Raw genomic sequence first — 14,390 nt, 5'->3', positions numbered from 1 at the left:
ATGGTGACCTCCAGGAGCCGGCGCCGCCTTTCCCCCGAGGCCAGGCGCGGCGAACTCATCGACGCCGCCATCCGGCTCCTGGACTCCGGGCAGGACGTGACCAACTGGGTCCAGGCCGTCACCGCCGAAGCCGACGCCGCCAAGGGCACCTTCTACGTCTACTTCTCCTCCTGGGAGGAGATGGTCGCCGCGGTACGCGACCGCGTGCTACGGGACTACGTGGACCGCTTCCACCGGCTCGCCGAAACCACCGAGCCGATCGACTGGTGGGCCACCCTCGACGCCGAATGCGCGGCGGCCGTCGAGTCCATCGCCAGACCCGGCGGGCTCCACGCCGCGGTCTTCCACTCCAACCCCGCGCCCGATGGGGGGCCGGACATCATCGCCGCCATCGCCAAGGCGCTGCGGCGGGCCATGGACGACGGCGCGTTCCGCCAGGTCGACCCGCATGTCGCGGCCACGCTCCTGTTCACCGTCCTGCACAGCGCCGCGGACGCGATCGCCGCCGGGGAGCCGCCGCAGGTCTGGCTGGAGGCCGTGAGCGACCTCAACCGCCACTGGCTCGCGCCGGCGCCGACGCAGTAGAAGGGGCCACCGCGGCGGCCCCTTTCACTCGGAACAGAGTCAGTCCATGACGACGATCTGGCGGAGGACCTCGCCGCCCCGCAGCGCCGCCACCGCGTCGTTCAGGTCCGACAGGCGGATGCGGGCGCTGATCATCGACTCCAGGTCCAGCTTGCCGGCCTTGTGGAGCTTGGCGAAGTAGGGGAAGGCGTGGCGCACGTCCGCCTCGCCGTACAGGCTGGACAGCAGGTTCTTGCCCTCGAACAGCAGGCTGAACGCCGAGATCGACACCATGTCGTCCACCGCGCCCGCCCCGACCACGATGACGTCGCCGCCCTGCCGGGTGATCTGCCAGGCGCTCTGGATGGTGGCCGCCTTGCCGACCACCTCGAAGCCGTAGTCGAAGCCGGCGCCGGCGGTGAGCTCGTTCAGGGTGTCGGGGACCTGCTCGGGGGTGACGGCGTGCGTGGCGCCGACCTTCTTGGCCAGCTCGTGCTTGGACTCCAGCGGGTCGATCGCGAGGATCATGCGGGCGCCGGAGAGGCGGGCGCCCTGGATGACCGACAGGCCGACGCCGCCGCAGCCGATCACCGCGACCGTGGAGCCGGGGCGGACCTTCGCGGTGTTGATCGCGGCGCCCACCCCGGTCGTGATGCCGCAGCCGATCAGGGCCGCCGCCTCCCACGACACGTCCTCGTCGATCTTGATCGCGCCCTGCCACGGCACGACGATCTCCTCGGCCCAGGTGCCGCACCCGGCCATCCCGTACGCCGTCGCCCCGTCGCCGCCGAACCGGAAGTTGCCCTTGCTGAACGCCTCGACCACGTACTTGATGCACAGGTACGGCTGGCCGCCCAGGCACAGGTCGCACTCCTGGCAGCCGGGCCGCCAGTTGATGACCACGTGGTCGCCCGGCTTGAGCGAGGTGACGTGCTCGCCCACCTCGACCACCTCACCCGCGCCCTCGTGCCCGAGCACCAGCGGCACGGGCTGCGGCAGTACGCCGGTCATGGCCGACAGGTCCGAGTGGCAGACGCCCGTCGCCTTGATCCGTACGCGTACGTCCGCCGGCCCCACGGGGGCCAGGGTGACGTCGTCGCGGATGTCCAGCTTGTCGTTGCCTACGGCGTGCAGGATCGCGGCGCGCATGGGTTCCTCCTCCGGCTGGTGCCTAGCGGGGCTATTCCTCTAGGGAAAGGGCGGCTTTGGGACAGGACCGGACGGCGTGGCGGACGCGGTCCTGCATCTCGGGGGGCGGTTCTGGCAGCAGGACGTGGAGCTGGTCGTCGTCGTCCACCTCGAACACCTCCGGCGCGAGCCCCATGCACACGGCGTTGGCCTCGCAGACCAGCTCGTCCACCTTGACTCTCATGCGAGCCTCCTGTGATCCCATGAGACCACTTTGGTGTACTCCACGACGTACGCAACTCGCTTCTGCCCGGTCTGCTCCACATACGGGCGCAGCAGCTCGTCCGGTACGCCCGGAGTCATCCGGCGGGTGACCGTCATCCCGATGTCCATGACGCGGTCGCGGTCGTCCACCCGCTCGGCGTTCCCGTACACCAGGACGCCTTGGAGCTCGGCGTAGTCGTCGCCCGTCTCGATCAGGCAGCTCACCCGGGAGTCGCGGGCAAGATTGCGGGCTTTCTGGGCTTTCGCGTAGGTCCAGAAGGTGATGCGTCCCTTGTCGAGCCCATAGAACATCGTCACCAAATGGGGTGTGCCGTCCGCGTTGATGGTGGCCAGCTGCAGCTTGCGCGAGCTCTCCAGGAAGGCGGTGACGTCGTCGTCCGACATGGCGATGCGAGCGCGCTGATTCACGTTGTAAGTAGAACAGGTTTCAGAACGGCGCTGCAAGGGTCCCCTGGAATGTTATTCGGTTCGGCTAGGCTGCATCCCCATGACGATGCCGTCAGAGCTGCTCTACGCAGCGAAGCACGCCAAGGGATTCATGCCGCACAACGAGGGGCTGGCCCTGTACGAGGCCGCCTGCCAGTACGGGAAGCTGGGCCCCGTCTGTGAGATCGGCACATACTGCGGGAAGTCGGCCGTCTATCTCGGCGCGGCGGCCAGGCAGGCCGGGTCGGTGGTCGTCACCGTCGACCACCACCGGGGCTCCGAGGAGATCCAGCCAGGGTGGGCCCACCACGACCCGACGCTGGTGGACCCCCGGTTCGGCAAGATGGACTCGCTGCCGACGTTCAGGGCCACGATCGCGTCCGCGGGGCTCGAGGACGAGGTGATCGCGATCGTCGGCCGGTCCGAGCAGGTCGCCGCTCTCTGGAGGACGCCTCTGGGGATGTTGTTCATCGACGGCGGGCACTCCGAGGAGCCGGTGACCCGCGACTACGAGGGCTGGGCGCCGCACGTCATGGAGGGCGGGGCGCTGGTCTTCCACGACATCTACCCCGATCCCGCCGACGGCGGGCAGGCGCCGTACCGGGTCTACCAGCGGGCGGTGCGGTCGGGCGCCTTCAGCGAGGTGTCGGTGGAGGGCTCGCTCCGCGTGCTGGAGCGCGTCGGCCCCGGAATCTAGTCAGCAGCGGTGGCGCTGGCTCCAGGACCGGCGGGTCTGGGACTGCCAGCGCCGGAAGTCCTCGTGCGTGTGCGCCTCGTGCCCGAGCGCCAGGAGCGCCTGGTCCGTCCACGAGGCGGCCGCCTCGGGTTCGGCCCCGGCCAGGATCGGCACGGCCTGCGCCGTGTGGTCCGGCAGCGTCCCCGACCGCAGCCGGGCGGCGACGGCGAACGCGCACCCCTGGGCCAGCTGGGCGCGGAACCCGTCGGCCCCGGCGTGCTCGGTCAGCCACCACAGCTCGTCGGAGTCGGCCCCGCCCGTGTACGTCGCCGCGAACCCGATCCCGCTCCACAGGTCGCCCCGACGTCCCGCCGGATATCCACCGATCCTGGCGGCGATGTCGTCGGGCGAGGCGCTGTCGTGATACCAGAGCAGCCGCCCCAGCCCCTGGTCGAACACCGCGCAGTGCGCCCGGGTCAGCAGGTCGGGCATCGTGCGCTCGCCCACCATGCGGTCGGCCCTGGCCAGGCTCCACTGGAACCCGAACCCGTCCACGGCCAGCCAGCGCAGCAGCGGATGCGCGCGCCGCGCGCCCCACAGGGGCCGCAGCCGCAGCAGGGCGTAGCCGCGACCGGCGCCGACGTAGGCGGCGTGGCGATGATGCTGGGCGGGGCCGGTGAGTAGCTCGTGAAGGCGCCGGCCCCGCGTCAGCGTGAGCAGGTCGAGTACGGTGCAGGCGGCGGCCGCCCCTTCGTAGCCGAAGGGCCGCTGCTCAGCCGATATGTCCTCGACCTTCTCAATCTCCCGGGACATCACCGCGTTGAAGCCGAAAACGTATGCACTTTCGGCATCGGTGAAGACCGCTCGGGAAGCTCCTCCTCTGAGCCGGAATCGTCGCCGGCCCAGATCGGACTCCAGAGGATCCTTGACCAGGAACCTCCGCAGCCCCCTCGCCCGGGACAGTGTCGGCTCGGTCCTGACCTGATCCAAGAACGAAGTTGTGCCCGTGTCGCCCACGCTTCCCCCGAAGACGCCTCGTACGAGTCACTCAGAAGCTAGTAAGCCCATTGCGTCGATCATCGGCGGCGCACCGGATTTCGGCGGCAAAGAACCCGCAAAAGCGCTTGTGCGGGCGTGGGGTCAGAGGTCGTCGCGGCGTACCAGGCCCGTGCCGGCGGCGCAGCCGCAGGTCTCCGGGTCGGACACCGACGTCCCCACGATGTCCCTGAACAGGCCGGACCCCGGCGTCAGCGCCAGCAGCGCGTCGGCGGCGAGCACGACGGCGGCGGCCGTGTACCCGGACCGTTCGTGGGGGAAGTGCTTGAGGTTCGCGAACTGCCAGCCCGTCCAGTACGAGCCGTCCTCGTGCCGCAGGTGCTGCACGTCCGTGAACAGCGTGACCGCCCGCCCCCGGTCTCCCAGCGCGTCGAGCGTGAGCACCAGCTCGCACGTCTCCGCCCCCGTCACCCACGGCTGGTCGGACACGCACCTGATCCCGAGCCCGGGCACCACGAACGTGGCCCACTCGCGCTCCAGCAGCTCGAACGCCTGCTGCCCGCGCACCGCGCCGCCGAGCACCGGGTAGTACCAGTCCATGGAGAAGCGGCTCTTGTCCGCGAACGCCTCGGGATGCGCCGCCAGCACGTGCGCCAGCCGGTCGGCGGCCAGCTCCCAGTGCGGCTGCGGGTCGCCCAGGTGGTCCGCGAGCAGCACGCCGCAGCGCAGCCCCTGGTGGATGGAGGAGCACCCGGTGAGCAGCGCGAGCGTCGAGGCGACGCCGTGCGCGTCGCGCTCCCAGACGATCTCCCCGCGCTCGGTCTGCAGCCCCGCCACGTAGTCGAGCGCGGCCTTGACCATGGGCCAGTGCTCCTCGGTGAACGCCTGGTCGCCGGTCACGAGATGGTGGTGCCAGAGCCCGGCGGCGACGTAGGCGGCGTGGTTGCTCTCGCCGCCCTGCTCCGTGGGCACGCCGTCGGCCAGCTTCATCGGCCAGGAGCCGTCGGGGCGCTGGTGGCGGGCCAGCCACGCGTAGCCGCGCCGTACCGGCTCGCCGAGTCCCGCGACGGACATGGCCATCAGGCACTCGACGTGGTTCCAGGCGTCCACGTGGCCTTCCGGCCACGGCACGCCGCCGTCGTCCTGCTGGATCGCCGCGATGCTCTCGCCCGTCCGCACGACCTCCGCGTGGGAGATCATGGCTTCCTGACGTAGAGGACCACGCTCTTGCCGATGATCGGGTTGAGCACGGCTTCGGCGATCCTGGTGGCGGCCGGGCGCTTCATGATGTCCCAGACCAGCAGCTCGTGGTACGCCTTGGCGAGCGGGTGGTCGTCGTTGCCGACGCCGACGGCGCACTTGATCCACCAGTACGGCGCGTGCAGGCCGTGGGCGTGGTGGTGGGGGCCGATCTCGAACCCGATGGACTTCAGCTTGGCCGACAGCTCAGCCAACGTATAAATCCGGACATGTCCCCCGGGGGCCGTGTGGTAGGCCTCGTCCAGCGCCCAGCAGATCCGTTCGGGCAGGAAGCTCGGCACGGTGACGGCCGCCGTACCGCCCGGCTTGAGCACGCGGAAGAGCTCGCGCATGGCCGCCATGTCGTCTGGGATGTGCTCCAGCACCTCGGCCGCGATGACCCGGTCGAAGCTGCCGTCCTCGAACGGCATGTCCAGCGCCGTACCCTGGACGATCTGCCCGCTCGCCCCCGGCGGCACCTCGCCCGCCTTGTCCATCGCCGCGAACATGGCCGCCACGCCGTCCAGCTCCGCCTGGTCCATGTCGAACGCGATCACGTCCGCTCCCCGGCGCAGCGCCTCGAAGGCGTGCCTGCCGCCGCCGCAGCCCAGGTCGAGCAGGCGCACGCCGGGGCCGACGGGAAGCCGGTCGAAGTCGACGGTCAGCACTGGTCAGCCTCTTCTCTTGTGGTTCTCCATGGCCTCGAGGTACGCCTCGACGGTCTTCTTGGCCACGACGTGCCAGGTGTAGCGCTCCATGACGCGGTCGTATCCGGCCTTGCCCACGCGTTCGCGCTCCTCGGGGGAGTCGTGCAGGCGGCGCAGCACCGCGGCCAGCTCCTCGGGGTCGCCCGGGGCCACCTGGATGGCGGCGTCGCCCACGACCTCGGGCAGCGCTCCCGTACGGCTGGCCACGAGGGGCGTGCCGCAGGCCATGTGCTCGACGGCGGGCAGCGAGAAGCCCTCATAGAGGGAGGGGACGACCGAGATCTCCGAGGTGGCGATCAGCTCGCCCAGCTCGTCGTCGGAGATGCCGTGCACGAAACGCACCCGGTCCTGCAGCGACAGCTCCTGGACGAGCTGCTCGGTCGGGCCGCCGGGGGTGGGTCGGCTGACGACGGTGAGGTGCACGTCGCGCTCGGTGGCCAGCTTCGCGACCGCCCGCAGCAGCGTCGCGACGCCCTTCATGGGCGAGTCCGCGCTGGCCACGGCCACGATCGAGCCCTTGCGCCGGGGCTTGTCCGGGCGCGGGTGGAAGTAGCGGGTGTCGACGCCGAGGGGGATCAGGCGCATGTTCGCCTGGGGGACGTTGAAGTCGCGGTGGATGTCGGCCAGCGACGACTCGCTGACGGTCAGGATCGGGCTCAGCCGGGGCGCGACGCGCGACTGCATCTTCACGAACCCGTACCAGCGGCGCAGGCTCAGCTTCTTCCCGCCGGTGGCGGCCTCGAGCTCGATGCGGCGGTCGACGCTGATCGGGTGGTGGATGGTGCCGACCACGGGGAACATCCGCTGGATGCCCAGCAGGCCGTATCCGAGGGTCTGGTTGTCCTGTACGACGTCGAAGTCGCCGATGCGCTTCTTCAGCTCGCGGTAGGCCCGCAGCGTGAACGTCAGCGGCTCGGGGAACCCCGCCGTCCACATCGTCCCGACCTCGAGCCAGTCGATCCAGTCGCGGTATTCGTGCAGCTTGGGCGTTCTGAACGGGTCCTCGTCGCGGTAGAGGTCGAGGCTGGGCACCTCGCGCAGGATGACGCCCTCGTCCAGCTCGGGATAGGGCTGGCCGGAGAACACCTCGACGTGGTGCCCTAAGGCGACCAGCTCGCGGCTGAGGTGGCGAAGATAGACGCCTTGGCCACCACAGGTGGGCTTGCTGCGGTAGGACAACAACGCGACTCGCAGCCTTCGATCCCGCCGGGCTGGCTCTTCCACGACACCCCTTTCTCCGCCGGTAGGGCCCTTGAGATGGGCGTGTACCGTGAAGATGACCTTAGTCCGAGAAGGCTACCATTCGGTAGGTCGGGTGGAATTGTTCACAATTACGGTTAAACGTCGTGCGAACTGCGACGTTGCCGTAACCGAGCGTGGTTCGGTGGAACGGGTTCTAGGTGGGCTGGTGCCCTATCTGGGCGCTTAGCTGTACATTCCGTCCCAGACAGATTGCTATACGCGATAGCAGGAGGACCCTTGGCCAGGCGAGCTCTGATCACCGGCATCACCGGCCAGGACGGTTCTTACTTGGCGGAGCACCTGCTGGAGCAGGGGTACGAGGTGTGGGGCCTGGCCCGGGGGCAGGCGAACCCGCGCGTGTCCAGGATGCGCAAGCTGCTCTCCGACGTGCGGGTGGTGCGGGGGGATCTGCTGGACCAGGGGTCCCTGATCTCGGCGGTGGAACGCGTTCAGCCTGACGAGGTCTACAACCTCGGGGCGATCTCGTTCGTGCCGATGTCGTGGGAGCAGGCGGAGCTCACGGCCGAGGTGACCGGGATGGGCGTGCTGCGCATGCTGGAGGCGATCCGGGTGTGCTCTGGGGCGTCGCGGGGCTCGGGCGCCTCCCGACAGATCCGCTTTTATCAGGCTTCATCCTCTGAGATGTTCGGGCAGGTCAGCGAGACGCCGCAGAACGAGCGGACCGGCTTCCACCCGCGCTCGCCGTACGGGGTGGCCAAGGCGTACGGGCACTTCCTCACGCAGAACTACCGCGAGTCGTACGGGATGTTCGCCGTGTCCGGGATCCTGTTCAACCACGAGTCGCCGCGCCGGGGGGCCGAGTTCGTCACCAGGAAGGTGTCCCTGGGGGTGGCCCGGATCAAGCTGGGGCTGGCCACCGAGCTGCGGCTGGGGAACCTGGAGGCGCGGCGGGACTGGGGGTTCGCCGGCGACTACGTGAAGGCGATGCACCTGATGCTGCAGGCCGCCAATCCCGAGGACTACGTGATCGGGACGGGGCGGATGAAGTCGGTCAGGGAGCTGGTGGAGGCGGCCTTCACGGCCGCGGGGCTGGACTGGGAGCGGTACGTGGTGACCGACCAGACGCTGCACCGGCCCGCCGAGGTGGACCTGCTGTGCGCGGACCCGAAGAAGGCGCGGACGCAGCTGGGGTGGGAGCCGAGCGTGTCGTTCGACGAGCTGGTGGCGATGATGGTCGAGTCGGACCTGCGGTTGCTCTCCGACGGAGGCGATCCCGACCAGGACAGCTCCTGGCCGTGACGGTCATCGTTCGCCTGTGACGGCCTGTCGATAGGTGCCCGGGGTCAGGCCGAAGTAGCGGGTGAACCAGCGGGTCAGGTGGCTCTGGTCGGCGAAGCCCGTCGCGGTGGCCGCCTCGCTGATGGCCGTGCCGCCGGCGATCAGCGTACGTGCCGCTCTGAGCCGTAGCTGTCGCTGGTAGTCGCTGGGGGACAGCCCGTACTCCGCGTGGAAGGCCCGGTAGACCGCGTAGCGGCTGGCGCCCGTGGCCCGCGCCAGGTCGTCGCTCGTGAGATCGTCCCTGAGGCGGTCATGGAGGAGCTGCCTGGCCTGCCGCGCGACCCTCGCCGACCTTCCTGGCCTGCCGTCCGGGTGGATCGGGGTCGTGGCGGCCCGCCGTACGATCGCCGCGACCGTGGCCGTGAGCAGCTCGTCGCGCCGCAGGGCCGTCGCGTCGGAGCCGAGGAGCTCCGCGTGCAGGGAGCGCAGCGCCCCCGCCAGGACGGGATCCTCGACCACGGGCGCGGCGAACAGGGGCAGGCCCAGGTGCCGGCCCGTCGCGTCGGTCAGGGCGTTCGACACGAGCTCGGGACCGATGTGGACGATCCGGTACGTGAAGCCGTACGCGTTCGTGGCGTGGCCGTCGTGGGGGTCCTCCGGGTTGAATGCCATGACCATGCCCGCCGAGCTCGTGTGCGCCGAGCCGCGGCAGGTGAACGACTGCGCGCCGGTCTCGGTGACCCCGAACGAGTAGGTCTCGTGGCTGTGCCGGTGGTAGACGTGCCGCTCGAAGTGGGCATGCATGGCCTCCACCGGCTGGTCGGGCGACCGCCAGTATCGGGACCAGTCATGTGCCATCCATCCATTGTCCTCATCGCCATTGACAAACCAAATTTTTACGTAAAGGATTGTTTTTGCGATGAGAGACGTCCTGTACCTGGAAGAGATCGAGCAGGCCGAGGCACTGCTCAAGCCGCAGCGCGTGGAGGTGCTGCGGCAGCTGGCCGAGCCTCGTACGTGCTCGGAGGTCGCCGAACGGCTCGGCCAGACACCGCAGCGGGTCTACTACCACGTCAAACGGCTGGTCGAGGCGGGCCTGGTGGACCTCGTGTCCGAGCGCAAGGTGCGCGGGATCCACGAGGGCATCTACCAGGCCGGTGCGCGCTCGTACTGGCTGTCGCCCCGGCTGGTGGGCCGGATCGGGCTGCGCAAGGCGCGTGACGAGCTGAGCCTCGGTTATCTGCTGGATCTCATGGAGGAGGTCCAGTCGGACATCGCGGCGCTCGACAGGAGCGCGCCCGAGCTGCCGTCCATCGGGTTGTCGGGGGAGATTCGCGTGCGTGCTGAAGAGCGTCAGGAGTTCCTGAACGATCTGCAGACGATGCTGCAGGGGCTGTTCACGCGGTACGGCGGGGCGGAGGGGGACGCGTTCAAGCTCGCCGTCGCCTGCTACCCGAACGCCACTCCCGACCCTGCTGCCACTCCGGACCCTCTGGCCACTTCGGACCCTCTGGCCACTTCGGACTCTCTTGCCACTCCTGACCCTCTGGCCACTCCGGACCCTCCGGCCGCTACCGACCCTCCGGCCGCTACCGACCCTTCCTCGTCCGACGCCTCTCCGGCGCTCACGGACGAGACCGGCCCGCACCGGCGGCCGGACGGGGGCGACCGGCCGCAACCAGCCTGAAGCCGACGCCCGACCGGCGACCGCCCACGCGGATCGGCCACTCACACTCACACTCGCCCTCTCCAAAGGAGAAGATGACGATGACCGAGCCCATGACGCTTCGTGCCCGCATCCAGGCGCCTGTCAAGGACGTGCGCCACGCACTCACCGACCCGGCCGCGCTGCGGATCTGGCTGGCCGAGCACGCCGAGGTGGAGCTGCCCGACCGGTTCGGGTTCTGGGGGCGTACCACGCCTGAGGGGGACGCGCCGCACCAGCGGCTGCTGCACGCGGACGACAGCACGGTGCGCTTTGCGTGGGTGCTGGACGGCGAGGAGACGACCACCGAGTTGACGCTGGAGGAGGACGGGGACGCGACCGTCCTGTCGCTGTCGCAGACGCACTTCGACTTCCAGGACGTCATCACGGGCAAGAGCATCCGGGGCGTGCTGCAGACGTACTGGTACCTGGCCATCGCCAACCTGGCCGAACACCTCGAGGGACGCGAGCTCACGCCCAAGATCGACTTCTCCTCCGTGGACCTGCGGGCCCAGGTCACGATCGACGCCTCGCCGTCTCAGGTGTTCGAGTCGCTGATCGACTCCGAGACGGTGACGAAGTGGTTCGGGTACCCGATCGAGATCGAGCCGCACGTGGGCGGGCGCTTCGCGATGGGCGGCCTGGCCAACGACCCCAGCCCGGCCAAGGTGCTGGAGCTGGAGCCCGGCCGCAAGTTCTCCCTGGACTGGGGCACCTCGGGAGTCGGCACGTGGGAGCTGGAGGGCTCCGGCGGGAAGACGCGGCTGACGCTGGTGCAGAGCGGGTTCGACGCGGAGCGCCCGCCGTACGCGGCGTGGGGCGGGATCCTGTCGGGCGTCGCGGAGCTGCGGCGCTACCACGAGATGCCGGACTGGCGGCCGGTCTTCGTGAGCTGACGCTCCCGCACCAGCGTTCAAGACACGGCGGGGGCGGGACGTGGAGACTCGTGACCATGCGTTTCGACACCAAGATCGGCATCGTGGTCCGCGCGGATCTGGCCGCATGGCAGAAGCTCAACGTCACCGCCTTCCTGTCCAGCGCGGTGGCGGGCGGGGTGCCCGGGCTCATGGGGGAGCCGTACGAGGACGGGTCCGGCAATTCGTACCTGCCGATGCTCCGCCAGCCCGTTCTCGTCTACACGGCCGACTTGGAGGGCCTCCGGGGCGTCCGGGAGAAGGCGGTGGGCAGGGAGATGGACGTGGCCGTCTACATCGAGGAGATGTTCAAGACGGGACACGACGCGGACAACCGAGCGGCCGTGCGAGCGGTGGAGGCCGAGGAAATGGCGCTGGTGGGGGTGGCGATCCATGGGCCGAAGAACGGCGTGGACAAGGTCCTGAAGGGCCTCCCCCTGCACCCTTGACCCGCAACCGCCACCGCGCTTTCAGGTTTGGCGTTTGTGGCGGCGGAGCCGACGGCAGCCGGGTTCGTTCGACGGCCCGGTGTCATCGCCTGCCCTCTCTTCGACCCCGGCCGGGCTTGATCGGTCTGGCCAGTGCGCTCGTTAAGGTGTCGTTCACTTGGTGAGCCGGTGGCGAGGCGCCGGAAATGATGTCGCCGAGCATTTGGCCGAAGCGTAAGGTGCGGGCGTGCACCCTGCTGATTTCTACACAGGTATCGTTGCCGAGTTATATGGGCCGCTGAAGTCCGTCGCCCAAGATCCAGAGCCCTACGCGGCGTTTGTCCGAGAGGCTGGTTCCCCGGCTCTGGAGCTGGGGTGTGGGGACGGCGATCCATTGCTCGACCTGCGTCGGCGCGGCCTGGACGTCGAGGGTGTTGACTCCTCGGCGGACATGCTGCAGCGGTGCCGTCACCGGGCGCGGAAGCAAGGCGTCGATGTCGTCGTCTACCAACAGCGCATGGAGGCGCTCGATCTGCCACGCCGCTACCGTGCGATCTTTCTTGCCGGGCCGACTTTCAACCTGCTCCCCGACGACTCCATCGCTCTGGCTGCCCTCCACCGCATCCGCAACCATCTCGCCGTGGGAGGCACTGCCCTGGTGCCGCTGTTCGTCCCGTCGCCCACACCTGCCGAACGGATCGGCCGAGTGCGCACCGCTACGGCGGACGACGGTGCTGAGTTGCGTGTCTCGGTGGTGTCCGAGGAGCGTAGCGATTCCGCGCGGACGCAGACGACGGTGTTGCGTTACGAGCGGTACCGCGACGGCGAGAGCACCATCGTGGACCGCCCCTGGGTACTGCACTGGTATACCCGCTCGGGATTCGAGAGCCTTGCCGCAGCCGCCGGCCTGATCGCGGTGTCTGTCCGGGAGACGCAAGGTGCCTCTGACCTGCAATTCCAGTTGCAAGCCGCTGGTCTAGAGGGTGACGCCGACGCGCCGGGCGAGTCCTAGCAGGCCGGAGAGCTTGCTGTGAGGATCCCGGCGAAGTAACTCGGTGATGACCTGGCGAGCACCGGAGCGCCGTACTTCAGAGGGCGCTATCTTCTCGGCGATGAGCAAGGCTCGTATTGCGGGGTCGGTCTTGCCGGCGCGGGAACTCCTGATGCGGCTGATCGACCTGCGAGCGGTGGAGCCGGGGGATTCTGCCTGGAGTGGGCGGGGTTGATGCCCGAGGTCGCCTGCCTGGAGTGGGCGGGGTTGATGCCCGAGGTCGCCTGCCTGGTGCGGTGGCGGGTTTCTAGACAGCCCCTCGCGGAGTGCGATCTTCGAACCCGCGTGAGCGTGCGGCTCCCGGCACAGGTTCTGTGTGCTGCGGTTGGGGGAGCATTGGCCGGTCCTGGTGCTGGTTACGGTCGGGGCGCAACGATCAGAGGCAGCGGCTGACCTGCGAAAACGTCAACGATGGGCTACTCGCGGGCCAACCCGGCCACCTCGGGGCAGCGTAGGTCCTAAACCGCAGGTCATCCCCTGAACTGTGGAAAACTCAACGTCCTCCACAGAACCCCATTCGGCCGCCCGCCACCAGCCCCGCCATAGCATCCTGTGCGCCATGCACCGCCCACACCACCCCACCCACCTCACCGTCACCGACCCCAGCCTCAGAGACCCCAGAGTCACCGACTGCACCGTCACCGACCCCGCTTACCCCAGCGCCGTAACCACGCCTCATGGCTCTCCACCCCATGCGGCACCGCGCCTCGGAGCTGTGGACCCCGAAAGAGGGACATCGACACCCAGCACCGCACCCCTGAAAGAGCCGCCTCCCGTTCAGGGAAAGACCGATCGCGGGCTTCCAAAGCCACAGATGCCACCCACCCCGCCATCACTCGCCGAGCGGACCGCCCGAATCACCCGAGCGATCCCGCAGGCCGTTGTCTGCCGCCAGACAGCCGCCCATATCTGGGGTCTGAACGCCCTGCACACCCCAGAAGCCGACTGGCCCATAGAGCTGACCGCCCCCGGCCACCTCGCTCTCCCAGGCTGCGTCACCTACCCGGCACCGCTCCCTCCGGAAGACATCACCACGCACAAGGGCGTCCGCCTCACCACCATGGAACGCACAGCCCTCGACTGCGCCCGCTGGTTGCCCCGTATGGAGGCGGTGGCGATCCTCGACCAGTTCGCACGCCGGGGCGTCGATCTCGAAGCTCTGTGGCACCGCCCGCTCAACTCCTGGCGCCTTCGCGACACCCTAGGCCTCGCCGACCGGGGCGCCGCCTCACCCAGGGAGAGCTGGCTCCGGGCCATCCTCGTGGAAGGCGGCCTTCCCAGACCCACCACCCAGATCCGGGTCGGGCTGGACGGAGACCGGTTCGCGTACCTCGACCTGGGCTGGGAGGAGTTCAAGGTCGCAGTCGAGTACGACGGCCAGGAGCATCACACCTCACCCGCCGACCAGCAACGCGACGCGGACCGCCGCGAGGAGTTGCGCCGACGCGGCTGGCGCGTGATCGCCGTCCGTCGAGACGTCATCCCCGGCCAGATCGCCGACCTCCTCCACCACGTGGCCAACGCCTTGATCGAATGCGGCTGGCAGCCCGGCCCGGAGCGCACCAACCACATCCTCCGCCGCATCCGAGCCGCCCGCCGCCGCTCCCGCTTCCGATTACTCAGCCACCCGCTCCTCCAACCCACCACGCCGAGTGCCGGTCAGACGGCCGCGCCCGCACGCCGGGCGCACGCCCACACCGGACCGATGACCGGTGCCGTGCCCAAATGCCAGCCAGACGCCACGCCGGAGCATCAGCCGGGCGCTACGCCGCAGTGTCGGCTGGGCGCTA

The 14,390-nt window shown here is 69.3% G+C and carries 16 protein-coding genes; 8 read left to right on the top strand and 8 right to left on the bottom strand.

All coding sequences use genetic code 11. The annotated features are described in order from the left end of the window. On the top strand, positions 1-585 hold the full coding sequence (locus tag ACWDX9_RS09460; protein WP_449951070.1) for a TetR/AcrR family transcriptional regulator: 585 nt from the start codon (positions 1-3) through the stop codon (positions 583-585). A 39-nt stretch (positions 586-624) separates the two neighbouring features. On the opposite strand, the gene ACWDX9_RS09455 is transcribed toward ACWDX9_RS09460, so the two are convergent. From ACWDX9_RS09455 to ACWDX9_RS09445, 3 genes are read right to left on the bottom strand one after another with little or no spacing between them, the layout of a single operon-like run. Next, entirely contained in the window at positions 625-1,713 is a 1,089-nt protein-coding gene (locus ACWDX9_RS09455) for a Zn-dependent alcohol dehydrogenase (protein ID WP_350729364.1), read from the bottom strand. Positions 1,714-1,744: 31 nt separating this feature from the next. After that, positions 1,745-1,936: a ferredoxin gene (locus ACWDX9_RS09450; RefSeq protein WP_350729366.1), complete on the bottom strand. Its 192-nt coding sequence runs from the start codon at positions 1,934-1,936 to the stop codon at positions 1,745-1,747. After that, the gene (locus ACWDX9_RS09445; protein ID WP_449951068.1) at positions 1,933-2,385 is read right to left on the bottom strand and encodes a pyridoxamine 5'-phosphate oxidase family protein; all 453 of its coding nucleotides are present in this window, start codon (positions 2,383-2,385) and stop codon (positions 1,933-1,935) included. Before ACWDX9_RS09445 ends, ACWDX9_RS09450 begins: the two co-directional genes overlap by 4 nt. An 85-nt stretch (positions 2,386-2,470) precedes the next feature. On the opposite strand from ACWDX9_RS09445, the gene ACWDX9_RS09440 reads away from it, so the two are divergent. Next, the gene (locus ACWDX9_RS09440) at positions 2,471-3,100 is read left to right on the top strand and encodes a class I SAM-dependent methyltransferase (protein WP_449951186.1); all 630 of its coding nucleotides are present in this window, start codon (positions 2,471-2,473) and stop codon (positions 3,098-3,100) included. On the opposite strand, the gene ACWDX9_RS09435 is transcribed toward ACWDX9_RS09440, so the two are convergent. From ACWDX9_RS09435 to ACWDX9_RS09420, 4 genes are all read right to left on the bottom strand, one after another. After that, on the bottom strand, positions 3,101-4,096 hold the full coding sequence (locus tag ACWDX9_RS09435; RefSeq protein WP_449951066.1) for a DUF1702 family protein: 996 nt from the start codon (positions 4,094-4,096) through the stop codon (positions 3,101-3,103). A gap of 123 nt (positions 4,097-4,219) precedes the next feature. Further along, positions 4,220-5,275, bottom strand: coding sequence for a prenyltransferase (locus tag ACWDX9_RS09430; RefSeq protein ID WP_449951064.1), 1,056 nt, complete (start codon positions 5,273-5,275; stop codon positions 4,220-4,222). Next, positions 5,272-5,982, bottom strand: a complete 711-nt coding sequence (locus ACWDX9_RS09425; protein ID WP_449951061.1) for a class I SAM-dependent methyltransferase — start codon at positions 5,980-5,982, stop codon at positions 5,272-5,274. Before ACWDX9_RS09425 ends, ACWDX9_RS09430 begins: the two co-directional genes overlap by 4 nt. Before the next feature lie 3 nt (positions 5,983-5,985). After that, on the bottom strand, positions 5,986-7,245 hold the full coding sequence (locus ACWDX9_RS09420; RefSeq protein ID WP_449951060.1) for a glycosyltransferase family 4 protein: 1,260 nt from the start codon (positions 7,243-7,245) through the stop codon (positions 5,986-5,988). Positions 7,246-7,500: 255 nt separating this feature from the next. On the opposite strand from ACWDX9_RS09420, the gene ACWDX9_RS09415 reads away from it, so the two are divergent. After that, positions 7,501-8,523 (top strand): GDP-mannose 4,6-dehydratase, encoded by a 1,023-nt coding sequence (locus ACWDX9_RS09415; protein WP_449951058.1) that lies wholly within the window; start codon positions 7,501-7,503, stop codon positions 8,521-8,523. A gap of 3 nt (positions 8,524-8,526) precedes the next feature. Here ACWDX9_RS09415 and ACWDX9_RS09410 read toward each other — a convergent pair whose 3' ends face one another. Beyond that, complete coding sequence (locus ACWDX9_RS09410) at positions 8,527-9,360, bottom strand: AraC family transcriptional regulator (RefSeq protein WP_449951055.1); 834 nt, start codon at positions 9,358-9,360, stop codon at positions 8,527-8,529. A gap of 61 nt (positions 9,361-9,421) precedes the next feature. On the opposite strand from ACWDX9_RS09410, the gene ACWDX9_RS09405 reads away from it, so the two are divergent. The 5 genes from ACWDX9_RS09405 to ACWDX9_RS09385 all read left to right on the top strand — a co-directional run. Continuing rightward, positions 9,422-10,189 (top strand): helix-turn-helix domain-containing protein, encoded by a 768-nt coding sequence (locus ACWDX9_RS09405; protein WP_449951052.1) that lies wholly within the window; start codon positions 9,422-9,424, stop codon positions 10,187-10,189. An 80-nt stretch (positions 10,190-10,269) separates the two neighbouring features. Continuing rightward, positions 10,270-11,103, top strand: coding sequence for an SRPBCC family protein (locus tag ACWDX9_RS09400; RefSeq protein ID WP_449951051.1), 834 nt, complete (start codon positions 10,270-10,272; stop codon positions 11,101-11,103). A 56-nt stretch (positions 11,104-11,159) separates the two neighbouring features. Then, positions 11,160-11,570, top strand: a complete 411-nt coding sequence (locus ACWDX9_RS09395) for a DUF2000 domain-containing protein (RefSeq protein WP_364259893.1) — start codon at positions 11,160-11,162, stop codon at positions 11,568-11,570. A gap of 226 nt (positions 11,571-11,796) precedes the next feature. Beyond that, positions 11,797-12,561, top strand: a complete 765-nt coding sequence (locus ACWDX9_RS09390) for a class I SAM-dependent methyltransferase (RefSeq protein ID WP_449951049.1) — start codon at positions 11,797-11,799, stop codon at positions 12,559-12,561. Between the two features lie 1,099 nt (positions 12,562-13,660). Continuing rightward, a partial coding sequence (locus ACWDX9_RS09385; protein ID WP_449951047.1) for an endonuclease domain-containing protein occupies positions 13,661-14,390 on the top strand: 730 nt, incomplete at its 3' end.

It is taken from the genome of Nonomuraea sp. NPDC003201 (assembly GCF_053590415.1).
This window is presented reverse-complemented; position numbering and strand designations above follow the sequence as displayed.